Genomic DNA, 23344 nt, shown 5'->3' with positions numbered 1-23344 from the left:
ATCCTGTTCGCCGCGCGGCAACCGTCCGATCGTCGATACGGGCATCGACCAGCTCGCCAATCAGACGATACGGCGCGGAGTACCAATGGCCGTCGACCTCGACATGATAATCGGGAGCGAGGCGGCAGCGCTTCCAGCGTGCGAAGGCATAAGGCTGATCTGGCAGCGGGGTTAGCTTGGGTTTGTCGAGTTCGGCAAACAGTTCGGCGCGGCTTGAGCCGAAGCCACGCATTTGACGAGCATTGAGTTCGTCGACGAGTGTCTTGATGGCGGCGTTGAGCTCGGCCCGGGAAAAGAAGCGCTGATTGCGCAGCCGGGCCAGAATCCAGCGCTGGGCGATTTGCACCGCGACCTCGACCTTCGCCTTGTCTTTTGGGCGCCGCGGCCGTGCGGCGAGAATGGCCGTGCCGTAATGGCTCGCCATCTCGGCATAAGTGCGATTGAGGCCGGGATCGTAGCGGTCGGGGTTGCTGACGGCGGCTTTGAGGTTGTCGCAGACCACGAACGTCGCCGTTCCGCTCAAAAACGTGAACAAGTTGACGTGGGCCCGGATCCAGTCGGCCAAGCTCTCGCTGGGGCAGGCCTCGGCGTAGGTGTAGTTCGAAGCGCCCATCGCCGCGACGAACAGCTTCATCGGCTGCACTTCCCCGGTCAGGGGATCGACGATGTCGATGGTGTCGCCGGCGAAATCCACGAACACCTTCTCGCCGCCCAGATGAATCTGCCGCATCGAAGGTCGGACCCGCCCCTTCCAGGCCTCGTAGGTAGTGCAGAACCACGTGTACCCGAAACCGTCGGGATTAACGGCGCGATACTCCTCCCAGAGCAGGCGACGGGTTACGTTGCGCCGGCGGAGCTCTTTATCGATGTAGCTCCAGTCGGGCACCGGCCGCTGCGGGCTCTGAGACGCTGGTCGTGGGGCCGGGAAAAGCAAAAGCTCCAGGTCTTCATCGGTCATTCCCTCCGGAAGCGGCCAGCTCAACCCAGCAGAGCGGGCGCGGCTCAGGTAGCTGTGCACAACGCCGTTGCTGACGCCCACGCTCCGCGCGATGGCCCGCTCTGGCAGGCCTTGAAAATGTTTTAACCGAAGGACTTCCTTGATCCGGCGCATCGACAATCTCTGGGTAGGCATTGGACTTCCTCGTTAACCACGAGGTCATCCCTAAGCCGGTTGAGTTGTCGGCCGAAGCGCTGCAAGGCTCCGAAAGCCTTGCTCACGATCCCGCGAAACGCGCAGTCCTCGGCCGAAACTGGCCGAGGTTCATAGTAGACCGTGCTGCGAGCCAGCTTCAGGACCTTCGCCTGGCGCACGATAGAAAGATCATGACCGCGGTCGATCATCGCTTTGCGCTCAGCAGGCCCGCCTTGGTGAGCGCGCCGGACAAAAAATCGTTTTCCAACGCCAGCTCGCCGATCTTGGCATGTAACGCCTTCAAATCGACCGGCGTCTCGGCCGATGTCTTGTCATGCCCAAACACGCCGGCGGCGCCTTCCAGGAGCTGGTTTTTCCAGATCGTGATCTGGTTCGGATGAACATCAAACAGTTGCGCCAGCTCCGCCAGTGTCTTGTCTCCTTTGACCGCAGCCAAAGCAACCTTCGCCTTGAATGCCGGAGAATGCGTCCGGCGGCTCTTCTTCGTCATCTTCGCTCCTGATTCGCAGCAAGAATCCTCGCCGCTGTCAGGCAGAAAATCCACTCAAGCTACTGTCCGAATTTGCGGGGCCAGCTCTATAGTTTCCATTCATTCGCGCAGACCCCCGAGCCACAGCTGTAGCAGCGGCATTGGAGGCGGGCAATTGTGCATCATTCTCGTTGAGCTTCAGCGCCAACTCCACCAGACGGCGGAATCGCCAGTTTGCGGCCATCTCGAGGCACCCAGGCAGACTTGACTTACAATGCAGATGCATTACATTGGGATGTCGTGACGACGCAAGGAGCCGCTATGGCCAAGACCGCCGAAATCCTCTCGATCCCCGCGACCATCACAGACCGCGGCCAGACGACCGTGCCCGCCGCCATCCGCAAAATGCTGGCCCTGGGAAAGCGCGACCAGGTCGTGTTTCGGGGGCTCGCTGACGGCACCGTTGTGATCGCGAAGAAGCAGTTGAGCGCCGACCACGGCGATCCGGTGATCGGCACGTTCCTCGCGTTCCTGGCCCGCGACATGGGGAGCGAGCCAGCCCGGATCCGGCCGGTGCCGAAGTCGCTGGTCGCGCGCGGCAAGGGCTTGGTCAAGGGTGTTAAGGTCGATCTCGACGCGGCGCTGCCGGAAGACGATACGTGAGCGACGACACCTTCGGGGTTAACGGTTGGACGGTCTACGCCCATCCGCTATTTCTCGACCAGTTCGAGACTATGATCGCGGCGGTCGAGAAGGCGCGCAAGAAGGATCCGAAGGGATACAAGAAGAAGCGCGCCGCGAAGCTCCTGTCGGCTGTCTTGAAGGTGGCGTTCGACGACATTCCGAGTGACCCAACGCGTGACGTCTATCGGCAGGGCGGCACTCTCGGCGACGAGTACAAGCACTGGTTCCGCGCGAAATTGCTGCAGCAGTTCCGCCTGTTCTTCCGCTATCAGCAATCGGCGGACGCCAAGATCATCGTTCTCGCCTGGGTGAACGACGACTCGACGCTGCGCGCCTACGAGAGCGCGAACGACGCCTACGCCGTGTTCAGGAAGATGCTGGACCGCGGGAACCCGCCGGACTCGTGGAACGAACTCGTAGCCGCGGCCTCGACTGGCGAATCCAAGACGCGTCTATCGCGCTCGACGCGCGGGAGATGACCCCAGCTGGCCTCGTTCGGCCGCGACCGCCCGCTGATCCGGCCCGCGCCGCCGGCACCGGTCTGCAGCGAGAGACACGATTCGGCCAGGAAGAGTCCGTGAAATGCCCACCATCCAGCTGTCGGCTACGCCCAAAGGCAGCGGCGAATGCGCCGACTGTCCGGCGACATCATCATCAGCATTCCACCTGTTAAGCCGTGTAGACGGAGGCGACATTTCAGCCCTCCGATGCGGGTGAACCGGTTCGTGTTCCTCAACCTTCCAATACTTCAGCCTCGATCCCCTTTACCTGCGGGCATCAATGCACCTCCGACCTGCCCGCGGGTTCCCGTCACCAGTATCCGCCCGTACAATGGAAGTTTTGGATGTCGGCAAGCAGCGGCGCGGCCGCGTCCTTGGCCGAGAGCGACGGCTTTTTGATACCCCAGTTTATACCGATCACCGGGTCGTCCCAGCGGATCGAAACCTCGTTCTCCGGATTATAGAAATCATCGCATTTGTAGAAAAAGTCCGCGGTCTCTGAGAGCACACAACGAAACCGTGCGCGAATCCGCGCGGAACCCATAGTTGCCGCCGGTTATGCTCGCTTAATTCGGCGGCAACGTAGCGTCCGAAATTCGGGCTCCGGACGCGGACGTCGACCGCGAGGTCGAGCACCTTGCCCCTCATTGATGGATGTCCAGACAATCGGACTCGCGGCGCACTAAGCGGAGTTGAGTGAACGCTAGTGAGGCTCGCGACAATTAACTACAGTCGCCTTAAGATCGTGGAGCATGCCCGTGATCCCGTCGATGAGCTCGTCGATTTGATCCTTGTTGACGATCAGAGGTGGGCATATCGACAATGCATCGTCTACATTCCGCACGATGATCCCTCGCTCGTGCAGCAACCGGCTCGCAATGCTGCCAACATCGCCCGGAGTAGTAGCGGCGACTTTCCGTTTCTTGTCCAGCACCAGCTCGATTGCCGCAATAAGGCCAACGCCACGGACCTCCCCAACGAGTGGATGGTCAACGAGCGTGCGCAGCCGTTCCTGCATGTAGGCCCCGATGCGGCCAACGTTCGCAATCAGACCCCGCTCCTCGATGAGTTTGAGGTTTTCGAGCGCTACGGCGGCTCCGACCGGGTGACCACCGCCCGTGAAGCCATGAGCCAGCAGTCCAACCTTATTGCTCTCGTCCGCGATTGGTTCGAACATGTAGTCATTCATTATGATCGCAGATAACGGAAAATAACTGGACGTGAGCTGCTTCGACACCACGATTACATCGGGCGCGATGTTGTAGGTTTCGCAACCGAACATTTTTCCTGTCCGGCCAAAGCCGCAAATCACCTCATCAGCGACCAAAAGGATGCTATGCTTTTTTAGCACACTTTGAATTTTGTCCCAGTAAGTCGGCGGCGGAACGATGACGCCGCCCGCGCCCATGACAGGCTCACCGAAGAATGCTGCAATGGTATCGGCACCTTCGCGCTGAATCAGCGACTCGAGCTCCTCGGCCCGACGCGTAGCAAAGGTCTCCTCCGATTCGCCCGCACGGCTGTCCTTGTAGAAATGGGGGGAGCCCGTGTGCATAATGTTGGGGAGCGGCAGATCGAAAGAGCGGTGGTTGTCTGGAAATCCGGTCAGGCTTGCCGCACCGATCGTGACGCCGTGATAGCCGCGCAACCGGCTGATGACCTTCTTGCGCTGAGGCTGGCCCGCTGCATTCGATCGATAGGCGATCAGCTTCAACACCGTATCGTTCGCTTCCGAGCCGGAATTTGTGAAGAACACCTTACTCATTGGCACCGGAGACATCTTCACCAGCTTCTCGGCAAGCGCGATGGAAGGCCCATTCGATCGTGATGCGAAGGTATGATAGAATGGCAGGATTTGCATCTGGCGATGCGCGGCTTCGATAAGCCGCTTTTCGCTGAAGCCAAGACCCGCACTCCAGAGACCGGCCATCGCATCGAGGTAGCGTTTTCCTGCCGTGTCGAAGACGTAGGGGCCCTCGCCGCGTTCAATTATGAGCGGCCCGGCCCGTTGGTGCGACCGCGCGTTGGTATAGGCGTGAAGCTGATAGGCCACATCTCGGGCCTGTTGAGAACTGGGCAGCATGGTCGGCGTCACATCATCGGTTCAGAATTGGATAGGGACCGGAGCATCATGTGGGGAAGCGCCGGTCCGTTTCCGGCTTCTCTGGGCCTTGCGATAGTCGTCGTTGACGATCGCTTTAAAGGGATTCGCTTTTGCCTATGCCTGACCACAGGCTTAACTGGCGGCGCGACGCACTGTCTGGAAGTGATCACAGAAAGGTGACGATGTTCAGCACGACAAAGCGTCGGATTTCCGGGACGCGTTAGTCGCCGACGGGAGCTTCCATCAAACTGCCGGCGGCGTTCAGGCCGTAGAGAGTCGGTGGTCGTAGCGCCGTGGACCGCGGTTACGTATTCGAGCCCACCACGTTCAGGCCGTCCGCTCCGCTAAAGGCCAGCGTGTCATGTGTGTTTAGCACGTTATCCCAGCTGCTGCCGCGCGTCGTCACGGACTGGTTGGGCTCCGAGCCAACACGCGTGATGAGTAACACTGTAAGCAACAACCCGCTCTGATTGACCAGTTTCTTGTGGGCCATCAGTGATCTCCTTGATCTGGTCGGTGTCCCGGCTTTGCGCGGTGATCTGCGACCGAGTTTGCCCCAGAATACCTTAACTCGTTGAGTTGGTCGCCTGCCAAAGCTTGTAGGCTCACTCCCAACCGGCACCGTCAAGTTAACGAATAGGGGTGGCCGATGGGGTAGACGACCGGCATGCCGACCGCCCGGGCCCCTCTTTATCGCCGCCATCGCTTCCCACCGGAAGTGATCAGCTATGCCGTTTGGTTGTATTTCCGGTTTCCCTTAAGCTTGCGCATGGTCGAGGAAATGCTGGCGGCGCGTGGCATTGGCGTGACCTATGAAACCGTGCGCCAGTGGGGACGGAAATTCGGCAAGCCGTTCTCCGATCGGATCCGCCAGCGCGCTCCCGCCCGCGGTGACAAATGGCATCTGGACGAGGTCGTTATCTCGATCGCGGGCGAACAACATTGGCTCTGGCGCGCTGTCGACCAGGATGGCTTCGTTCTCGACGTCTTGATCCAGCGCCGAAGAGACTCGCGCGCTGCGCAGCTTCTCATGAAGAAGCTCTTGAAATCCGCCGGCACGCCGCCGCGCGTGATGATCACGGATAAGCTGCGTTCGTACGGCGCTGCGAGGGCGAAGATGGGCTTTCACGTCGAACATCGCCAGCACAAAGCTCTCAACAATCGGGCCGAAAATTCTCATCAGCCGACGCGAGCGGATCATGAAGCGTTTCAAATCGTCCCATCAGGCTCAACGCTTTCTGTCAGTTCACGATCAGGTCGCGAACCTTTTCCACATCCCCTATGCCGGAGCCGCCACCGCCGACTTCCGTCGTGCTTCGCGCGAGCGAGCCTTTGCGACTTGGCGCGAGATCTCCATGACAAGCGCTATCGCCGAATCTCGACCTCTGAGAATCGCCGCCTTCGGCTCGGCGGTCGATTAAGTTGACGATGCCGTTCCGGGATGCGTGGGGCGAACCGGCGCAGCGGTTCGACCTCGGGCAACCCAATCTTCCAGCCGAATTTGTTGCTCCCTATGCCGAGGCGTTCCGGGGGCATCATGCATCGTCGTCACCTAGCACGCGTCACCAATGCTGGAAAGCACTGAAGTTCTTTGCCCGCTTTCTCGCCGATAGCGGCAGGGTTCAGGCGCCGGCCGATTTGACGACCGAATTGTTCGGCCAATACATCTTATGGCTGGACGCCTTGCCTTCCCGAACCGGCAAACCCTGTGCTCAGCTTTCGCGCTTACTGGCGGCAAGCTAACGGCAATCCATCGTTGCGTCCGTTTCTTGACCTGCGTCGTGAACGCTATGACCGAGGTGCGAGCTGAGTGTATTTCGCCGTGCTTTCGCGAAGGCGCGGTCGGTCGCCATGCGACGCTCGATCATCGGCGCAATCAGTTTAGCAGGCTCGGTCCGCGTCATCAGACCTACGCTATGCGTCAGGATCTCGGCGTAGCTTCTGAGATCCCTAAAGACCGCCGCCGGCAGCTCGGTCGTGAGCTTGACTGGCTTGTCGTCTTCAAGCGGCCCAAGCTTGAGCTTCGTCATGGCGCTCCTCCATTGCTGTAGGGCGCCAGCACCAAATCGCGCGTGCCGATCACGCGGACCGGAAACCTGGCCGGATGGTCAGCGTCGGCTGGATGTTGAGCTGACGCTGCACGACCAATTGGCCGGTCTGGCTGATGCTGATGGACGCACCGCTACGGATCGCTTGAACGAGGTTGTTCTCATTTGGCTCGTGCCGCCTCTGCTCCGACGCTGAGCATGGTCGAGAGAACGGCGGCCTTGAATAGCATGCCCCAGTGGTTGTCGACATCGTCCTCGAGTCCGGCATAACCACCACTGTCGGCGCCCGGCTGGCGCTCCAGCACGATCGAGTTGCCGTCCGGTATGATGATGCGAGTCCAGACCAAGAGGATTCGACTCTGGCCGTCCGCACGGCCGCTTTTTAGGCGATGATCTGACTGGCGTGGGCGCGCTCTCGGTGCAGTTTGGGCTTTGCTTGAACTAGGGTCCAGACTCAATTGAGCCAATATGCGACGAGAGCGGCGAGATGAACAGCGGCCAAAAAATTACGGGCGAGCTTGTCATATCGCGTGGCGATGCGCCGGAAGTCCTTGAGCCTGCCAAAGCAGCGTTCGATGACATTTCGTCCTTTGTAGGCGCGTTTGTTGAAGCGATGGATGACGACACGGTTAGATTTATTGGGGATTACGGGCTTGGCGCCACGACGAATGATTGCGCCGCGAAGCTTGTCGCCATCATACCCTTGGCGAGGAGCACGCTCATGGGTGGCGCGAGCGCCAGGACATCGGGAGCCGCAGCGATATCGGCATCCTGGCCTGGAGTCAGATGCAGGACGACCGGCCGGCAGAGCGGATCGCTCAGCGCATGGATTTTTGTCGTGCGGCCTCCGCGCGAGCGGCCGATTGCTTGATTGTGCTCCCCCCTTTTCCGCCGGAGGCACACCGGTGAGCTTTAATCGAGGTCGAGTCGAGCGACAGTACGACGCCGTCTTCGCCAGGCTTGGCCAGCGCTTCGAAGATTGCGCACCATCGTCCTCGCTTGGCCCAGCGATTGAAGCGATTGTAGATCGTCGTGTAAGGGCCGTATTCACGTGGACAATCACGCCATCGTGCACCCGATTGCAGCATGTGAATGATGCCGCTGACGATGCGTCGGTCGTCGTCCCGATCCGGCCCCGTCAGTCCCCTCGGCAGATGCGGTTCGATACGCGCCCATTGCCTGTCGTTCAGCCAAAACAAACCAGCGCGCATTCTCTCGCCCCCGAATCAACACGTAGGCAAGAGAATCACGTGGCGCTATTTAGGTACAGACCCTAGAACATGTCTCCGCGCAAAGCGCTCGATGGAGTCGAGCGGGTTCGCTCAAACGGCGCAATTGCCTTTCCCTAGAAGGTTTCGATCGACTAGGAATTGTTTTCAGACTCGAAGACAGCGTTCGATCATACTGGCCAGCCCGCTCAACGCGTAGCAGATCACAAAGAATATGCTCAGCACGCCCAGATAGATCTCGATGGCGTGTGAGTCTCCGGTTCCGACATACGCTAGTCTTTCTATCATTTGACGCGCCGATCCCAAGAGATCCGACACCCCAACAACGGACGTCAGTGCACTCGCCTGGACGAGAACGGTGAGCTGCCCGACGTAGGGCGGCAACGCACGCCGAAATGCTTGTGGCAAAATGACGAACACAAGCGCTTCCGTTGCGCTCAAGCCAAGCGCTCGGGCGCCCTGCTCTTGGCGATGTGGAATTGAATCCAAGGCGCCTCGAAAGACCTCACCGATGTTCGCCCCGCCCCAGAGCCCCAATCCGATTATTGCGGCCGTGAGTGGGCCCGTGCGGAGACCAATTTGCGGAAGGGCAAAGAACACGAAGAGGAGTATCATAAGCGACGGCACGCCGCGGAACAACTCAACGTAAAGCCGTCCGACAAAGCGCGCGAACGTGAGCGTGCTTTGCGACAGCGCCGCGATCAGGAGACCAAGGATTGTCGCCAAAATGACGGTGAGCAGCGAGATCCACAAAGTAACCAAAAGGCTCTTACCAAGGTAAAGGGTGACAGGCCAAACCCAGTTGGTCATTTAACTACTCCCAGCCCCGGAACCGCGAGCCTGCGCTCGAACGTACGAGACAAAGCGCTTAGGATGCTGCACACCAGCAGGTACATGAGACAAGCGATTCCGAAGGTCTCAAACACTTTAAACGTATCTGACACGATCCGGTTGGCGACATAGGTCAATTCCTGATAGCCGACGACGATCATGAAGGAGGACGACCTGAACTGCGTGATCGCCGTGGTTGTTGTTCCGGTGATCGCGATGCGCAACGCGATCGGGAGTGTGATGTCAAGAAAGGTCTGGAACGCCGGCAAGCCGAGAGCGCGAGCTGCCGTCACTTCGCCTTTCGGCACAGCTTCGAATGCGGCCCTGAAGACCTCCGTTTGATAAGCACCGCCCCACAATGCGAGCGCTAGCCAGGAAGTCTCGAACGGCGTCAGACGGATGCCTATGTCGGGTAGCGCGTAGAACAGAAAGAGCTGGCTCCGGAAATCTGGACAGGGCGATGAGTGGAGTTTCTGCCTGACGGCGGGCAAGATTGTCCCGCGAATCAGGAGAGACGATGAGCAGACGAGCCCGCCGGCAGCACGCACTCGCATTCAAGGCCAAGGTGGCGTTAGCGGCGATCAAGGATCAAGGGCGAGATGACGCTGGCCGAGCTGGCTGAGCATTTCGACATGCATCCGAACCGGATCACGCAGTGGAAGTCCCAGCTTCAGGAAGCGGCGGCCGAGGTCTTTGGTCCTCGCGGTGGCAACAGAACGAGCGAGCCCGCGGGGGACGTGAAAACGCTGCACGCCAAGATCGGGGAGCTGACGCTTGAGAACGATTCCTAAGAAACGGCAGCATCTACTTTCGGCTCCAAGGGCAGGTGAACAAAGCCGAATGCCTTGGCACGCCGCTGCAAATTGTTGACCACTCGCGTCCGGTAGCGCGTCTCGTAGGACGAGGCCCCGGGATCGACATAGTCCATTCCGTATCGCACAGCATTGTAGAACAGAACTGCGATCTTCCGGGCCGTGGCGGTCACGGCCTTGGTCTTGCCAAAGCACTACTGCCGCTTCACAGCATAATGGCTGATCAGCCGTCGCAGTTCAGTTTCCGCCGCTGCGGTTGAACCAATACCTCGCTCAGGCAGTTGCTTGATCCTTCGATCTGGATGAAGGACCGCGTGGTCAAGCAGCAGACGCCGCTTCACAGACTGAGGCCGCGTTTGTTGAGCACCGTGTCCCTCAGAGCACCCTTGATCTCGCGAGCGATGTCCTTGCTGACCTGGGGTCCGAACTCCCGCTCGGCATCCGCAACGACATCGGCCTCAGCGCCGATCAGTCCCGCTTCAACGAGCTTTTGCTTCAGTCGGCCCGGGAACTCCTCCTCCAAGGCATCGGCGAGCTTTTCCTCCATCGTGGCATGGTGTTCCGGTTCAATGCGGAGCACCACATCGTCCCAAGGTTTCCAGTCCGTCGCCAAATAGTCGGCGAACCCCGTCGCCTCCTTGCTCCGCACAGACGTCTCAGCCCTGTCAATGTCTTCCTCGGTGAGGTGAGAGTCGTAGAAGTAGTTCATGTCCGGGGCGATGTGCTGCAGCCCCAGCCGCTCGCGCAGCGTGGCCTGATAGGCAAGGTAGACCTCGATTTCGTCGACGTTGTTGATGGTGCCGCCTGTGCGGAGCGATTGGACCTTCTCGCGCGCGATCCCCCCCAGTGCCTCCAAGCGGAACATGACACGGCCTAGATCAACGAGGGCCGCTACCCCCTCGTTATTGTCATAGAGCCCGTTCTCGACGTTGGCGATCAGGCGCGCGGTTTGCATGCCGTTCCAGGTCAAAGTTCTGCGATCCGCGCAGCTCTCGTTGGCGTCAAGAGCAAGCTGGAAGTACTGCGCGCGCAATTGCGGGTTGGCCGCTGCCTGCCGCAGATCATTGGCCACCCCCTGCTGGAATCCTTCGTTCCCAGAGTTCACGGTATTCCGCAGCCCGTTGAGGAAGTCTGCGTATTGCTGGGCACCGGGTTCTTCTGCAAAGCTCTGCCACTTGGCCACCACCTCGGGATCGCCCTCCTTCGGATCCCCGTTGAGCCAGTCCGCTACTGCCTCGGGAAGAGACTCCGCAGCTACTGTCTCGAGAGGAAACGGCGCAACGGCGGCGTCCTCCCACTGATCTTCGTGCGTCTCAGACAAATCAAAGACGACCCTCGGGCCGGCATACCCATCGGTACTTTGGATTGTGTCCAGGTTCATCAGCATCTCCTGGGGCAGCGGATTGCCAGACACAACCACCTCCGCAGCAGCCCCCAACTGCGTTAGCAAGCCCGTGGGTAGGCTGGTTAGCTGGTTATCGTTAAGGTAAAGTCTTCCGAGACTGGTCGGGAGAGTCTCGGGCAGGCTCGTCAATTGGTTTACACCAACGTCAAGGCTTCCGAGACTGGCCGGGAGAGTCTCGGGCAGGCTCGTCAATTGGTTTACACTAACGTCAAGGCTTTCGAGCCTGGCCGGGAGGGCCTCGGGCAGGCTCGTCAATTGGTTGTTGCCGACGTTGAGGCCCTCGAGCGCGGCCGGGAGGGTCTCAGGCAGGCTGGTGAGCCGATTGCTCCACACGTCCAGCAAGGCGAGCCCGGCCGGAAGCGCGGGCAAGCTGACCAACTGATTCCCATTAACATTGAGCGAATTGAGCGCGTCAGGGAGAGTCTCGGGCAGACTGGTCAGCCGGTTGAAGGACGCGTCGAGCGAGTGGAGCCCGGCTGGAAGTGGAGGCAGGCTGGTGAGGCGCAGCATTGCAAGATTCAGCTCGCCCTGATTCCAAGCATTCACTCGCCTTACAGCCTCTTGTCGATCCTCGAGCGGGTTCTGCCCCTCTTCGGCAGCCCACTCCTCCAGCATCTGGTCGTGCCCCCCCTCCGCAGGAGCAGAATCCCCGAGATTTGCCGGATCGTCAGCGGCGAGCACCGCGTGGGTCAAGACTCCAACCCACTGCGCCTCCTCACCTTCCCGGTCCTCGCGGCCGGAAGATTCGGTGCTGCCATTACCGCGCTGAGCCTGCCCTGCATCAAAGGGATCCATTTCCTGCTCCTTGTCGGACTGAGCAAATTATGCGACCTCTCGGCCCACATCGAACGTTGCAGCCTCTAAGACATTTAGCTTACGTCGAGCTGACGAGCGTTGAACCATGTTGAGGAAGCGATCTGCGCAATTTGTGAAGGAGTTCGGCTTCGATTCGGTGCAGCCTTTCGGCTTGAGCCAGATGAGGTCAGAGGGTACCGTCAAGTTAACGAATTGGAGCGGCGGAGGGGGTAGACGAGCGGCATGCGGACTGCCAAGGACCCTCTTTATCGCCGCCATCGCTTCCCACCGGAAGTGATCAGCTATGCCGTTTGGTTGTATTTCCGGTTTCCCTTAAGCTTGCGCATGGTCGAGGAAATGCTGGCGGCGCGTGGCATTGGCGTGACCTATGAAACCGTGCCCCAGTGGGGACGGAAATTCGGCAAGCCGTTCTCCGATCGGATCCGCCAGCGCGCTCCCGCCCGCGGTGACAAATGGCATCTGGACGAGGTCGTTATCTCGATCGCGGGCGAACAACATTGGCTCTGGCGCGCTGTCGACCAGAATGGTTTCGTTCTCGACGTCTTGATCCAGCGTCGAAGAGACGCGCGCTGCGCAGCGGCTCATGAAGAAGCTCTTGAAATCCGCCGGCACGCCGCCGCGCGTTATGATCACGGATAAGCTGCGTTCGTACGGCGCTGCGAGGGCGAAGATGGGCTTACACGTCGAACATCGCCAGCACAAAGCTCTCAACAATCGGGCCGAGAATTCTCATCAGCCGACGCGGCGACGCGAGCGGATCATGACGCGCTTCAAATCGTCCCGTCAGGCTCAACGGTTTCTGTCCGTTCACGATCAGGTCGCGAACCTTTTCCACATCCCCTATCCCGGAGCCGCCACCGCCGACTTCCGTCGTGCTTCGCGCGAGCGAGCCTTTGCGACTTGGCGCGAGATCTCCATGACAAGCGCTATCGCCGACTCTCGACCTCTGAGAATCGCCTCCTTCGGCTCGGCGGTCGATTAAGTTGACGATGCCGTGCCAGGACACACCGTGATCAAACAGACGTCAAGCGCCAATTAAAGCGCCGCAGAGCTGCGCTTACGATCAGCGTCGAACCGATGAGTTTGAATCACCAATGTCATCTGGTGGCGCCTGCATCGGCGCGATCGATGACCCAGGCCACCATGTAGCCCTTGGCCTGCTCGCCTCCACGTGCATCGGCGATCTGTTCTTCTTGCCCGGCGGAATCCTGAATATCCGAGTGCTCGAGCATGGCCTTGCCCATGTCATGGATAGGCACGAAGGCCTCAGACTCCGCGTTGCCCGAACCGACGATGGTCTACGTCTGACAATCGGACCTTCCGTGGCCGAACGCCTCGTGGAGGAGATCGATCTTGTCGGAATGACCGGCCTAGAATGCCGGCCTTACCGCAAGAACGACCAGGCGTTTGTCGAACAGAAGAACGGAGCCGTGGTCCGAGAGATGGTCGGTTACATTCACGCGCGTATGGTAGTTTTCAATGCGCCGTTTTCTTACAACCTTACGACCTTAGATTTGAAGATCGCTCTCGCGAGTTTTGGCCTGCATCTCTTTGAGCCGTGTCAACTCCGTTTCGCAAGGCTGGGCTGTCTCGGTCAGCTCAGCGCTTCCATGCTTGACAGCCCGTACGTCTTAAGGGCCCCTCCAGCTTTGCTCCGATAAAGCGACGCGAGCGCCAAAGCGGGACCCAATCGCCTCTTTCAATTGGCATTGCCGGAATGCCGGCTATCCTGTAAACGGGCCGCGCACCGTTGCCGGCCGTCTTTGAGCGGTCGCCCGCAGCGGGGCCTGTAGCTCAATGGTTAGAGCCGGCCGCTCATAACGGTCTGGTTGCAGGTTCGAGTCCTGCCGGGCCCACCAGTGAGTTCAAATTGTGTCCCTCCAAATTTAGAGCGAGTCGATTCCAAAGAATCGCGAGTCGATTTCCAAAGAATTGCGAGTCGATTTGACGCAATTCCATAAAATCGCGATTCGATTCCAAGCAAATCCAAGGAATCGCGAGTCGAAAGGCACATTTTGGCGGCAGTCGACAGCCACGTCGAGATTGGCCTCCCGGCGAACTCCAAAACAAGACGCCCGGGGACCGCTTGGTCGCCGGGCGTCTTGTTTTTCGGATTGAGTTGTCGGCTTGGCTAGGCCGGTTTTAGCTCGCCAGGACCGAGCGGTCCGAGGTGCGGCACATCAAGACGGACGCCCAGCTCGACGCAAGGCAGCACATCAATCCGATCTCGGAATTTCGAGAGCGGTCGCAAGCTCAGCAGCGGTCTCGCGACCGATCAGATCCTCGCGGCTGGCCTCGGCGAAGCCGATCATGCTCGCGCCCGTTCCGAGACCGCTCTGCAACCAGACGATCAGTCCGTAAAGCTCGTTCAAGATCGACCAGGCGACGTACATCTGAAGCTCCTGCGGTTGCCCGCTCACTGTAGTCGCCCTGGTCGCAATGTCGATGTCAGGATGATTCATGTCTTGAATCACGCACGGGCGCACCGAATCCCAAGGACTCGTTAGGACACTGCTCACGTTCTCCGCGTAGGCTACCGCGGGGATTAGTGGGGAGCACCGTGGCAAAATCTGACGCGAAAGGCGCGAAATCCAGAAAGCGCCCTCGAGGGACGCCCCAGGAAAAGAGCCGGACGCGGCCTCCTCCGCTCTCGCTGGCAGATCTCTTCCTGTGGATCACAGTGGTCGATGAATGCCTGTTTCATCCGATAGGAGCGTTCGAACGGGCAGCCACGACGGCAGGACTGAAGAATCGCGGCACCATCACCCAGCGCGTCAAGGTACTCGAAGCTCATTTCGGTCAGTTGTTCGCCGAGAGGGAAGCCTCACAACGATACAGAAGCGGAGTTCCCTCGTTCCGGGGCGCCGCCCTGGCGGAGATCTTCGTCTTGATCGAACATCTCCATCGATGGGCCTTGGAAATCCATGAGAACAGGGCCTCGATGAACGAGGTCCGCGCCGTCAAACCCTTTATCCTCCACCTCATCCCCGCATACGCCCGCCGCCCGATCGACGAGTCCATCCAGCCGGACAGGATCCTCATGTCGCGCGTGTGGATCAAGCGGCTCAAGGAGGCGGAAGGTCGGCCGGGCAAGTTGTCTCCGCGCCAGAAGATGGACTTTCCCAGCATGCCTCCCGAGCTGGTGCCCGGCCTCAGGAAGAGGTAGCCCGGCTTTCGCGCACCCAAGCTTTCGCGGTCGTGTACGTCACCGAAAGCACTTTCGAAGCGACATGCACGCTCGCTCCCTTTGCGACCATGTCCAGCAGCCCGCGCTTTATCTCCCTGGGATATGCGTTGCCGATGGTGATCGGCTTCGCCAAGCGGCTCTCGACCGAGACGCGGCAGAACGCGGGAACCTCGGCGGGCTTCTTCAAGTAGAACAGCGGCTGAAGCCGTTCCCGACTGAGCCAACCGTTCACTCCTCTACGCGAACGCCAGCCACCCAAACGCATCATCTCCGGGAGGAAAATGATCTCACCTCGCAGCGCCTCCAACTCCGCACGGCTGTAGGGAGTCACTCCCCTCGAGTCCCGCAGCTTGCCCATCTGCGCCAGTCGCTGCACGGCAAAGATAGTGCAGCCCAAGATGGATGCCGCAGTTGCGTGACCGACGCGCGATAAATCCTTGCGCTCCTGGGCCTTGGCGGCACGTCCTTCCGGAGACTTCTCTCCATGGAGAACGCCCTTGGGTCTCGGCCGCAGGTTCGATGCGGGGTTCGGCGGCGCCGGCTTTTCGCGCTCCTTCAACAGCCGCTCGACGGCCCCACGGGCATACATCTTCCATCCGCCCTCCTTCAGTTCAACGATGGGAGCCAGGTTCTTGGAGGTCAGCCATGCGGACGCCTCTCGGTACGTGCGGAACGAACCAACCCGAACGACTTCAGGGGCGAAGATCACATTCCGCGCCAACCGCTCGACTTCCGCGCGCCTGAAAGGCATGTAGGGCGGCGCCCCTTCGTGGTGCTTCAAATGGCCGAGCCGCAGCAGTCGCCATACCGCGGCTTCGTTCGTCCCCAAAATCTCCGCGACCGTCGAATTCCCGACCCATTCCGAAGCGGGTCGCTGGCCGGAGTCCGGTCCCGATCGAATAACCTCGGCCAGCGCATCGAGATCGGCGACAGCCAACCGCTCGCCGAGGCTTCCGGAGGCCTTGAGCGAAACGACCTTCAGGCGGCCATCGGCGATCGCGACAACCAACTCCGCCCACGGCACGTGGCGGCACTTCAGCGCTCGCAGCGCCACTCTCAGCCGAACGGGATTTCCGCCTTCGACCTCCCGGCCCCCGAGCTTCTTGACGAGCGAATCGAGCGATTCCTTGGTGTAGTAGGCGTCCGATTTCACCAGCTTCAACACGGGACCGTCCACGCGCGTGAGGAGGCCACGCTTCTCCAGATCGGGCAGATGCATCCGGTGCACGCCGATCCTCGGAGCAGCCGATACCGCGGAAACCATGCTTCTCATCTGACGAATGAGCGGAGCGAGCGCCGAGTCGGACATCAAGACAGGAGCCTTCTCGAGGTGATCGTGGATGACGGTCGGGATCAAACGGCTTCCTGCAAGCTTCGTCAGGGCCGTCCGGGTGGTGCCGTATTTCTTTGCGAGCTGGCTCAGCGTCCGCATGTCAGGATCCTTGCGGGACACCATGTAGGCTTCCGCCATGCGGCCGATCACTTTGCGAGCCTCGATGCAGAGGATTTTGTCGCTCGTCCCCAGGGGGCCGATCTCGTTTCCCTTGCCGTACGTCGTCTCGCGCGGCTTCTGTGCTCCCTCGCGCAGGAGGATGTCGCCAAACTCCTCGAAACCCGCTTGACCGTCGATGATGGCGCGGCCGGCGACCGACAGCATGCGAGGTGTGATGCTGTCTTCCCACCGGGAAACGGTTCTCCGGCGGCGAGAAAGGGTCTGCTTGAAGTGCCAACGTTCGGCGTTGAGCATGCTGGCGAGGCTCATGGCGACCTCGAACAAGTCGCCGTTGCCGACGGCCGACCAGATTTCGGGAACGAGCCGTCTGGCCGCCTCCTTGCGTCCCGGAAACGGATCGATCAATCCGGTTACGAAATCGAGAGCCTCCTCGTCCTCCACCTCCACCTTCGGCTGAGGAAAATCGCGCAGATCCAAGCCGGGATAGTGCCACGTCCAGTGCATGAACTCCTCCGGACGGCTGCAATGGTCACAGAAGGCAATGCCGTAGGTGAGGGTCCAGCCGAGGGGGCATCGGCACTGCGGACAGGTATCGATCAGCCCTTCTTTGGTCACAGGGTCGAACGAGAACGGCCTCAAGGACCACGGCGCCCGAACGTATTCGCCGCTCTTCAACGCACCGGGCGCCACCCGCCTCTTCTTCACTTCCCGGTAGAGATCGCGAAGCGGCTCTCCGAAAAAGTCCGACCAGCCGGCCCTTCCCTCTATCGGTACGTGGAACTTACGGGCAATCGTCTCCACGTCACACGATCCGACCATTCCAGCTATCTTCTTGGACAAGGTCGGGGATCGGACGCACAGCGAAGCTGGCCGGGTCGTGACGATCCCAAGTCTCCGAAGCGCCATTAGCGGATTTCGACGAAAATTCATCGCCGTCGCTCTCACGATGAGTCCCGCCAGGCTCTCGTCGGGATAGGGCTCGACCGGAACGATGAACGTCATTTCAGAATCTCGAGCTGGCGAACGCCATCACGGAAAGGATTGTAGTCGGTCACTTTGCGAGGAATGGCCCAGGCGTCGACGGCCTTCTTGAGGTGCTCGCGAAGTACCTGGGGAGCACCTTCTTCCGCCGCGAAGGTCGCCGCCTGCATGACGATGCGCGACACGATCCCGATCCTTCCCGTGCTGGCGGCGTGAAGGCATGCCGGGATGCCCTGGGCAAGGAAATTGGAGGCTTCTTCGAACAGACCGTGCTGCTTCAACTTGAGGCCGACGCGACCGCAGTAATCCAGAAAGATATCGCGCTCGGCCTTGACCGCGAAATCCAGGCAGTCGTAATCGATCTCCACGAGACACCGGTCGGCGAGCTGTTCGTCGTTGAAAACGAGCGGGCGAGCCTCCGTGATGCCGATGAACACCATGGGGACCAATCCCCGGATCAGCATCGTCTTGAAGGTGTTCGTGAGCGCGGTTTCTCCCTCCCTCAATTCCGCGAACTTGTTCTTTTCCTTGGTCGTCTTCAGATGCTGCACCTCGTCGATGATGAGCAGTTCGACCTCGAACTTCTTCAAGTAGTCGTACGCCAGCTTGAGCAGGCTGTTCGTCGAGCCCTTTTCCTTGACTCCGAAGCACAGCAGGATTTCTTCCGCCAGGTTCTTGATGCTGGTGACACCTTCCAGCGTGATATGCAGGACGATCCGCTGCGCGTTCGCGATCTCCTTGCGGTCCATGGTCGCGGGGAACAGGCCACGCTCAATCGCCTCTGCCGCAACGACGGTTTCCCGGTACATGCGAACGGCCATCGACTTGCCGCTGTGCGTAGGCGCAAAGAGGGCGGCGAATTGCTGTGGTTCAAGCGGGGCCTTCCGTCGCGCTTCCCTGAGATCGTCAAAGATCTTGTGCGCGACGGGCAGCCGCCCGTGCTCGATGCGCATCAACTGGAATTCGGTCCAGATTTTCGCGCGAGTAACCTTGTTGGACATACGGAATCCCTAGTATTTCAAGTTCCTGGCCAGCTCAGCAAGACGCTCCTGCGCTTCCGCATCGCTCAAGCTTGCGTGCTCGACCGACACCTGTTTGGCGGGTACGCTGTACGTCGGCGTGTCGTCCGGGAGCTGACGTGCAGCCGCACGCTCCTTCCGCGTCAGGTTCCTCGCCCGCGCCTGCTGCGAAGCCCTGGTCGCGGCGGCTCCTCCCCGGCGAGGTGCCTTGTCCGGAATCCGGTCGCCCTCGCGGCCGCGAGCGGGCAGCACCTGCGGTACGTCGACCGCATCGGCCGCAGTCGACGGCCCGGGGACGACGACCTGCTGAACGTAGTCGCCCGCGATCAATTGCGGCTTCGCGAGCTCGCCCGCAGACTTCCGCGCCTGGCCAAACGGCACGTAAGGAAGGTTCTCCCTCAAGGAACGGCTGAATGCAGCCCGCGCGGCGTGCTTCTCCGCATCGGAGTGAAAGAGCATGTTCTGTTCGTGGGCGAACTTCTTGATCTTCTCGGCCGTGCGCCAGGACAGCCCCTTCGAGTATTCACGATCCCAGTTCGGAAGCCTTATGTTGCGCTTGAGCACGAAATCCCAGACGTGGACGAACGAACAATCGGAAGGATCCCAGGTGCACAGCACTGCGACCGTCCCGCTCGACTGGCCCTTGCGCTGCTTGCGCTTTTTCGCATGCCGCAGCAAGCGGTCGAGAAGATCGCTGGTGATTTCCTTGTCGTGAAAGCGATGGGTGTCGAAGGTGATTCCGGACGTGGTCAACAGGCAGACTTCCGAACGCCCCAGCACCTTGTCGAGTTCGCCGACGTCATCCACCGTCGGCCGCCCGTCGCCGGCAACAAGCCCGTCGCGCCAGCGCTTCGCAGGAACGTGCCTCTTCTCCCCATGCTCCTCCAAATGGTAGATCGTCACGATGTACTGCCACATCCGGCTGTAGAGCCATTCGAGCGTGTGAACGGCTTTCGTCCGCGGATCGAGGCCGAGCGCAGTCATTTCATGTGGCTTGAACGGAATACCGGACTCCAGACGATGCCACAGGTTCTCGTTCAAGACTCCGAACGCGCGTTCGACATAGGGCTTGAACTGGGGGTTCTTGACGGGCGCCCAGATCACGTGGATCCCCGCCGCCTCGCAGCAGACCTGGAACGATGTTCCGACCCACTCCCAGCCGTTGTCGACGATCACGTTGATCGGCTTTCCCCAGCCGTCGGTGGCTCCCTTGTGATCGCCGTACTCCTGAATAAGAAAGTCCTTCTTCCGCACTACCTGACGGAGGCAGCGCAGCGCGCTGTAGACTGAGGGCGGTTCGTAAGTCAGAACGGCCCCGAGTATCATCTTGGAGTACACGTCCACCGCCAGAGTCAGCCAAGGGCGCTCGACCAGGACCTTCGTCCCGTTCTCGTCGAAGATGACAGCCCAAGCGTCGATCCGGGTATGGTCGAGCATCACGTATTCGAGGGGACAGCTCGCCTCGATGGCGCGACCGTGTCCTCTGAACCGCCGCCGCGCGGACGCATCTCCGTACTTCTGCCGCCAATTCCAATAGTTGGCGCCCGCGTTGATCCAGAGCCTCAGCGTTTCCTTGCTGGGCCTGACCAATTCGGTTTCACGACGATTCCGGCGTGCGTCATTCTCCTTGTCGAAGGCGTCGTAGAACTCCGAGATCACGTCGGTCTGACGGATGCCGCGCTCCGACCAGTAGGACGTGGTCATCGCGACGGCCAGTTCGAGCGTGGACTCGGGCCAGCGCTTTCCGCGATCGTGGCGCCCCCGTCGGCTCAAGAAGGCGCAAAGCGGCCGCTCGCCTGGAACCCCGCAGTCCTGTAGGGCACGGATCAGCGCGCCCGGCGACGGCATCCAAGTGAATCCCGCGGTCCGAGCGTCGTCATAGTTGTCCGCAATGAAGTCTCCGACGCCCTTGTGGCCCCAACCGGCGGGCTGCTCGTCATAACGAAGAGCGTAGAACCGCAAGGTGCGGGCCTCGCGCAGCCGCTTCTGGGCATGCAGCCGCGCGGCGCGCTCTTTGGCCGTGATCCCGGGATCGTCAGGGTCCAGCATCGAAAGAGGGTCGATGTCCTCGATCTCACCCGCACTTCTTCCTCTTCGTCCCTCCGATATCCGGCATGCACGGCGGTCGGAACGCATGGATCCCCACTCCCCTTTCGGGAAATGAAACTCCAGGTCCGTGCCAAGCTTGACGAACTTAAGGAGACCGTTCGACAGCTCCTTCTTGAATTCAAGCACCACCGCCGCGTCGTGATCGGGCAAGAGAATGGCATACTTTTCGCCGACCTTGACGTCCGTCGGCGTCAAGTCGACCACGCCACCGAAGCCCGGAGCCAAGGGCGCGCCATTCCCGTGAAGCACCGTCATCTCGTTCACAGGATCACTCCGCCGTCGTCGAGGAGCGAGACCGCCGAACTCGGAAAGAGACCCTTGGTCAGATCGATACGGAGAACGCGCCGCACGTGCAGGGCCGCCAGCTTGGAACGCCCGACCGGTCCGCCGCCCAGAATCTCGGCCACTTCGGCGTAGCTGCGCACGCCGGCGCGCGCGATGAAATCCGAAACCTTGGCAACATCGGCGGCGCTCACCTTCGTCAGCGCACGGAGCCAGATCCGGTGGACGCCCCTGGACACCTCCCCAGACGGCAGATCCCGAAAACCGACCACCGTCGCAAATGCCCAGCCGATCTTGCCGTAGACTTCGCGCGCGAGGGCCACCTTGTGCCCGTATTCCGGATCAGCGTTCCTCGGATCGTCGTCGGTCTTCGCCTCAACGACAAGCTTCCGCGGTTCGAAGGACTCGGAATCTCCGCGCCACCTGAGGGCGGCCAGCCAGAACGGCGCGCCGCTTTGGAGGTCGGCGACGAAATTCGCGTCCACCGTAAGAAGGAAGTCGGTCTCGAACCTCAGGACCGGTTGGGGACCGCCGACGACCTTCATGTCGAGCCGGTGGGGCTGGGCCATGACTTGTAGCACCGGACTCGCGACCTCGGCCAGCTCCATGAACGGAAGTTCACCACGGAAGGATTCCCATGGCTGGGCACGGAAGCCTGCCTTCACAAGCACCGGCCTGCCCGTCGGATGCGGCTCACGGCCCGTGATCAACTGGCGGATCGGACCACCGGTCTCGGATACGCTGATGATGGCGACCGTCCCCGCCTCGCGGAATTCGATCTCGCGTTCAAGAACAAGCTTCATCTCTGCGCTCCTTTCTACCGCGGAACGGGACTCTTCAGTCCGCGCCGGCGGAATCAATCCGGCCGTGATTCAGAGGCTGAATCACGTTGCCTACAGCTCCACCCAGTCGGCCTTCATGGCCTCCTCGCTGGCCCGCTGCAGGAGAGCCCAGACGCGCTGCCGACGGTCATGGGCGAGGACCCGGAATTCGGCGATGCCGGCCGGCGAGCCGATCAGCGGGTTGGCCAATTCCATGGCGATGGCGCCGTAATTCGACACGTCCGCTAGTCATCTGGAACGCAAGTTCGTCACATTAGTTGATAGCTCGAATCTCTACAGAGGAGAGAGCTCGTGGCGAATGCAGGTGAGCGAGGCCGGCCGATCGCGCCGCTGGTTCTTAGCCCGCAGGAGCGGGCGTACTTGGAGAGGCAGGTTCGTCGTCATCGCGTTGCCCGATCGCTATCTGAGCGCTGCCGCGCGATCCTGCGGTGTGCGGATGGCTTGCCAAGCAAGTCGGTAGCTGCCGAACTCGGCCTCCACGAACACACGGTTGGCAAGTGGCGCCGCCGATTTTTGAAGGACCGCTGTGATGGCCTGCTTGACGAAGCCCGCCCTGGCCGTCCTCGAACCATCAACGACGATCAGGTTGCTGAGGTAATCGAGCGGACATTGCGTACGACGCCGCGCGACGCGACGCACTGGTCGATCCGCTCGATGGCCGCCGAAACTGGCTTTTCTCACACCACGATCCGCCGAATGTGGACGGCGTTCGGCTTGCAGCCGCACCGCAGCCAGACATTCAAGCTGTCGAGCGATCCCCTATTCGTCGATAAGGTGCGCGATATTGTCGGGCTTTACCTGTCCCCACCGAACCGAGCCCTTGTCCTCAGCATCGACGAGAAGAGCCAGATCCAGGCCCTGGATCGCGAGCAGCCGGTCCTGCCGATGATGCCGGGCGTGCCGGAACGTCGCACCCACAGCTATGTGCGGCATGGTACGACCACGCTGTTTGCCGCGCTCGATGTCGCTTCCGGCTTTGTCATTGGCAAATGCTACAAGCGCCATCGGGCGGTCGAGTTCTTGAAGTTCCTCAAAGAGATCGACGCTCAAATCCCTGAGGGGCTCGCTGTCCATATCATCATGGACAACTACGCCACCCACAAGACACCCAAGATCAAAGCGTGGCTCGCTCGCCGGCCGCACTATCATGTCCACTTCACGCCGACTTCCGCGTCATGGATCAATCAGATCGAGCGCTGGTTCGCTGAGCTCACCAGAAAGCAAATCCAGCGAGGTGTTCACACCTCCGTCAGGCAACTCGAGGCCGACATCCGTACCTTCATCGAACTGCACAACAATAACCCGAAGCCCTTCAAATGGACCAAGTCCGCAGACCAGATCTTGGCTTCCGTCAAACGCTTCTGCCACAAAGCCCAGCAGACTTTATGTGGCGAACTTTAGATTCACGTGACTAGGTTGC

20 protein-coding genes, 1 tRNA gene and 8 pseudogenes are annotated in these 23344 nt (G+C 60.5%); 9 read left to right on the top strand and 20 right to left on the bottom strand.

The window, feature by feature from the left end; all coding sequences use genetic code 11:
* Positions 1 to 19 precede the first annotated feature (19 nt).
* Both istA and ACE10W_RS05320 read right to left on the bottom strand, forming a co-directional pair.
* A pseudogene (istA, locus tag ACE10W_RS05325) lies at positions 20 to 1132 on the bottom strand (IS21-like element ISFK1 family transposase); the annotation flags it as partial.
* A 98-nt stretch (positions 1133 to 1230) separates the two neighbouring features.
* Positions 1231 to 1643: pseudogene (locus ACE10W_RS05320) on the bottom strand (transposase); the annotation flags it as partial.
* 300 nt (positions 1644 to 1943) lie between these two features.
* Here ACE10W_RS05320 and ACE10W_RS05315 point away from each other — a divergent pair.
* Both ACE10W_RS05315 and ACE10W_RS05310 read left to right on the top strand, forming a co-directional pair.
* Complete coding sequence (locus ACE10W_RS05315) at positions 1944 to 2285, top strand: type II toxin-antitoxin system PrlF family antitoxin (RefSeq protein WP_026312989.1); 342 nt, start codon at positions 1944 to 1946, stop codon at positions 2283 to 2285.
* A complete protein-coding gene (locus ACE10W_RS05310; protein WP_011084500.1) occupies positions 2282 to 2785 on the top strand; it encodes a type II toxin-antitoxin system YhaV family toxin in 504 nt (167 codons plus the stop codon). Before ACE10W_RS05315 ends, ACE10W_RS05310 begins: the two co-directional genes overlap by 4 nt.
* Positions 2786 to 3116: 331 nt before the next feature.
* Here the strand turns inward: ACE10W_RS05310 and ACE10W_RS05305 are convergent, their stop codons facing one another.
* The 4 genes from ACE10W_RS05305 to ACE10W_RS05290 form a co-directional block, all read right to left on the bottom strand.
* Positions 3117 to 3314 (bottom strand): dTDP-4-dehydrorhamnose 3,5-epimerase family protein, encoded by a 198-nt coding sequence (locus tag ACE10W_RS05305; protein ID WP_018648901.1) that lies wholly within the window; start codon positions 3312 to 3314, stop codon positions 3117 to 3119.
* Positions 3224 to 3454, bottom strand: coding sequence for a dTDP-4-dehydrorhamnose 3,5-epimerase family protein (locus tag ACE10W_RS05300; RefSeq protein ID WP_370141017.1), 231 nt, complete (start codon positions 3452 to 3454; stop codon positions 3224 to 3226). The genes ACE10W_RS05305 and ACE10W_RS05300 overlap by 91 nt, the downstream gene beginning before the upstream one ends.
* A 55-nt stretch (positions 3455 to 3509) precedes the next feature.
* Entirely contained in the window at positions 3510 to 4889 is a 1380-nt protein-coding gene (locus ACE10W_RS05295; RefSeq protein WP_035668747.1) for an aspartate aminotransferase family protein, read from the bottom strand.
* A gap of 325 nt (positions 4890 to 5214) precedes the next feature.
* Complete coding sequence (locus tag ACE10W_RS05290) at positions 5215 to 5403, bottom strand: hypothetical protein (RefSeq protein WP_014498007.1); 189 nt, start codon at positions 5401 to 5403, stop codon at positions 5215 to 5217.
* A gap of 174 nt (positions 5404 to 5577) precedes the next feature.
* On the opposite strand from ACE10W_RS05290, the pseudogene ACE10W_RS05285 reads away from it, so the two are divergent.
* Positions 5578 to 6331: pseudogene (locus ACE10W_RS05285) on the top strand (IS6 family transposase).
* A gap of 7 nt (positions 6332 to 6338) precedes the next feature.
* Positions 6339 to 6653, top strand: coding sequence for a hypothetical protein (locus ACE10W_RS05280; protein WP_011084497.1), 315 nt, complete (start codon positions 6339 to 6341; stop codon positions 6651 to 6653).
* Here ACE10W_RS05280 and ACE10W_RS05275 read toward each other — a convergent pair.
* The 5 genes and pseudogenes from ACE10W_RS05275 to ACE10W_RS05255 all read right to left on the bottom strand — a co-directional run bounded on the left by ACE10W_RS05275 (position 6650) and on the right by ACE10W_RS05255 (position 9509).
* Positions 6650 to 6940 (bottom strand): DUF2274 domain-containing protein, encoded by a 291-nt coding sequence (locus ACE10W_RS05275; protein WP_011084496.1) that lies wholly within the window; start codon positions 6938 to 6940, stop codon positions 6650 to 6652. The genes ACE10W_RS05280 and ACE10W_RS05275 overlap by 4 nt on opposite strands.
* Positions 6937 to 7338, bottom strand: a pseudogene (locus tag ACE10W_RS05270) (TrbI/VirB10 family protein); the annotation flags it as partial. The pseudogene ACE10W_RS05270 and the gene ACE10W_RS05275, both read right to left, overlap by 4 nt.
* A gap of 74 nt (positions 7339 to 7412) precedes the next feature.
* Positions 7413 to 8191 (bottom strand): annotated as a pseudogene (locus ACE10W_RS05265) (IS5-like element ISBj2 family transposase).
* A 143-nt stretch (positions 8192 to 8334) separates the two neighbouring features.
* Positions 8335 to 8997, bottom strand: a complete 663-nt coding sequence (locus ACE10W_RS05260; protein WP_011084494.1) for an amino acid ABC transporter permease — start codon at positions 8995 to 8997, stop codon at positions 8335 to 8337.
* The gene (locus tag ACE10W_RS05255; protein WP_028176066.1) at positions 8994 to 9509 is read right to left on the bottom strand and encodes an ABC transporter permease subunit; all 516 of its coding nucleotides are present in this window, start codon (positions 9507 to 9509) and stop codon (positions 8994 to 8996) included. Before ACE10W_RS05255 ends, ACE10W_RS05260 begins: the two co-directional genes overlap by 4 nt.
* 26 nt (positions 9510 to 9535) lie before the next feature.
* Between ACE10W_RS05255 and ACE10W_RS05250 the strand changes: the two are divergent.
* Positions 9536 to 9803: pseudogene (locus ACE10W_RS05250) on the top strand (transposase); the annotation flags it as partial.
* Between the two features lie 2 nt (positions 9804 to 9805).
* Here ACE10W_RS05250 and ACE10W_RS05245 read toward each other — a convergent pair.
* Together ACE10W_RS05245 and ACE10W_RS05240 are read right to left on the bottom strand one after the other, a co-directional pair.
* Positions 9806 to 10018 (bottom strand): annotated as a pseudogene (locus tag ACE10W_RS05245) (IS110 family transposase); the annotation flags it as partial.
* Positions 10019 to 10167: 149 nt separating this feature from the next.
* Positions 10168 to 12030: an NEL-type E3 ubiquitin ligase domain-containing protein gene (locus ACE10W_RS05240; RefSeq protein ID WP_011084490.1), complete on the bottom strand. Its 1863-nt coding sequence runs from the start codon at positions 12028 to 12030 to the stop codon at positions 10168 to 10170.
* Between the two features lie 243 nt (positions 12031 to 12273).
* On the opposite strand from ACE10W_RS05240, the pseudogene ACE10W_RS05235 reads away from it, so the two are divergent.
* Positions 12274 to 13033: pseudogene (locus ACE10W_RS05235) on the top strand (IS6 family transposase).
* 115 nt (positions 13034 to 13148) lie between these two features.
* Here ACE10W_RS05235 and ACE10W_RS05230 read toward each other — a convergent pair.
* Entirely contained in the window at positions 13149 to 13310 is a 162-nt protein-coding gene (locus ACE10W_RS05230) for a hypothetical protein (protein ID WP_162131541.1), read from the bottom strand.
* A 524-nt stretch (positions 13311 to 13834) separates the two neighbouring features.
* On the opposite strand from ACE10W_RS05230, the gene ACE10W_RS05225 reads away from it, so the two are divergent.
* Positions 13835 to 13910, top strand: a tRNA-Ile gene (locus ACE10W_RS05225).
* 357 nt (positions 13911 to 14267) lie between these two features.
* On the opposite strand, the gene ACE10W_RS05220 is transcribed toward ACE10W_RS05225, so the two are convergent.
* On the bottom strand, positions 14268 to 14513 hold the full coding sequence (locus ACE10W_RS05220; RefSeq protein WP_375762584.1) for a hypothetical protein: 246 nt from the start codon (positions 14511 to 14513) through the stop codon (positions 14268 to 14270).
* Between the two features lie 98 nt (positions 14514 to 14611).
* Here ACE10W_RS05220 and ACE10W_RS05215 point away from each other — a divergent pair, with 98 nt between their 5' ends.
* Positions 14612 to 15217 (top strand): hypothetical protein, encoded by a 606-nt coding sequence (locus ACE10W_RS05215; protein ID WP_375762583.1) that lies wholly within the window; start codon positions 14612 to 14614, stop codon positions 15215 to 15217.
* Here the strand turns inward: ACE10W_RS05215 and ACE10W_RS05210 are convergent.
* From ACE10W_RS05210 to ACE10W_RS05190, 5 genes are all read right to left on the bottom strand, one after another.
* Positions 15204 to 17693, bottom strand: a complete 2490-nt coding sequence (locus ACE10W_RS05210; protein WP_375762582.1) for a hypothetical protein — start codon at positions 17691 to 17693, stop codon at positions 15204 to 15206. The genes ACE10W_RS05215 and ACE10W_RS05210 overlap by 14 nt on opposite strands.
* Complete coding sequence (locus ACE10W_RS05205; RefSeq protein WP_375762581.1) at positions 17690 to 18673, bottom strand: ATP-binding protein; 984 nt, start codon at positions 18671 to 18673, stop codon at positions 17690 to 17692. The genes ACE10W_RS05210 and ACE10W_RS05205 overlap by 4 nt, the downstream gene beginning before the upstream one ends.
* Before the next feature lie 9 nt (positions 18674 to 18682).
* Positions 18683 to 21064 carry a transposase family protein gene (locus ACE10W_RS05200; protein ID WP_375762580.1) on the bottom strand — a complete coding sequence of 794 codons (2382 nt, stop codon included), beginning with the start codon at positions 21062 to 21064 and terminating at the stop codon, positions 18683 to 18685.
* Positions 21061 to 21885, bottom strand: a complete 825-nt coding sequence (locus ACE10W_RS05195) for a hypothetical protein (protein ID WP_375762579.1) — start codon at positions 21883 to 21885, stop codon at positions 21061 to 21063. Before ACE10W_RS05195 ends, ACE10W_RS05200 begins: the two co-directional genes overlap by 4 nt.
* 90 nt (positions 21886 to 21975) lie before the next feature.
* The gene (locus ACE10W_RS05190; protein ID WP_375762578.1) at positions 21976 to 22143 is read right to left on the bottom strand and encodes a hypothetical protein; all 168 of its coding nucleotides are present in this window, start codon (positions 22141 to 22143) and stop codon (positions 21976 to 21978) included.
* A gap of 72 nt (positions 22144 to 22215) precedes the next feature.
* Between ACE10W_RS05190 and ACE10W_RS05185 the strand changes: the two genes are divergently transcribed.
* Positions 22216 to 23325, top strand: coding sequence for an IS630 family transposase (locus ACE10W_RS05185; protein ID WP_304548173.1), 1110 nt, complete (start codon positions 22216 to 22218; stop codon positions 23323 to 23325).
* Positions 23326 to 23344 lie beyond the last annotated feature (19 nt).

It is taken from the genome of Bradyrhizobium sp. B025, from assembly GCF_042257955.1.
In the GTDB taxonomy this organism is placed as follows: domain Bacteria; phylum Pseudomonadota; class Alphaproteobacteria; order Rhizobiales; family Xanthobacteraceae; genus Bradyrhizobium; species Bradyrhizobium diazoefficiens.
This window is presented reverse-complemented; position numbering and strand designations above follow the sequence as displayed.

Coding starts and splice junctions, on each gene's coding strand:
- ACE10W_RS05280 (WP_011084497.1), top strand. CDS start 6,339: ATGCCGTTCCGGGATGCGTGGGGCGAACCGGCGCAGCGGTTCGACCTC.
- ACE10W_RS05315 (WP_026312989.1), top strand. CDS start 1,944: ATGGCCAAGACCGCCGAAATCCTCTCGATCCCCGCGACCATCACAGAC.
- ACE10W_RS05210 (WP_375762582.1), bottom strand. CDS start 17,693: ATGACGTTCATCGTTCCGGTCGAGCCCTATCCCGACGAGAGCCTGGCG.
- ACE10W_RS05290 (WP_014498007.1), bottom strand. CDS start 5,403: ATGGCCCACAAGAAACTGGTCAATCAGAGCGGGTTGTTGCTTACAGTG.
- ACE10W_RS05240 (WP_011084490.1), bottom strand. CDS start 12,030: ATGGATCCCTTTGATGCAGGGCAGGCTCAGCGCGGTAATGGCAGCACC.
- ACE10W_RS05295 (WP_035668747.1), bottom strand. CDS start 4,889: ATGCTGCCCAGTTCTCAACAGGCCCGAGATGTGGCCTATCAGCTTCAC.
- ACE10W_RS05275 (WP_011084496.1), bottom strand. CDS start 6,940: ATGACGAAGCTCAAGCTTGGGCCGCTTGAAGACGACAAGCCAGTCAAG.
- ACE10W_RS05195 (WP_375762579.1), bottom strand. CDS start 21,885: ATGAAGCTTGTTCTTGAACGCGAGATCGAATTCCGCGAGGCGGGGACG.
- ACE10W_RS05205 (WP_375762581.1), bottom strand. CDS start 18,673: ATGTCCAACAAGGTTACTCGCGCGAAAATCTGGACCGAATTCCAGTTG.
- ACE10W_RS05220 (WP_375762584.1), bottom strand. CDS start 14,513: ATGAATCATCCTGACATCGACATTGCGACCAGGGCGACTACAGTGAGC.
- ACE10W_RS05300 (WP_370141017.1), bottom strand. CDS start 3,454: ATGAGGGGCAAGGTGCTCGACCTCGCGGTCGACGTCCGCGTCCGGAGC.
- ACE10W_RS05260 (WP_011084494.1), bottom strand. CDS start 8,997: ATGACCAACTGGGTTTGGCCTGTCACCCTTTACCTTGGTAAGAGCCTT.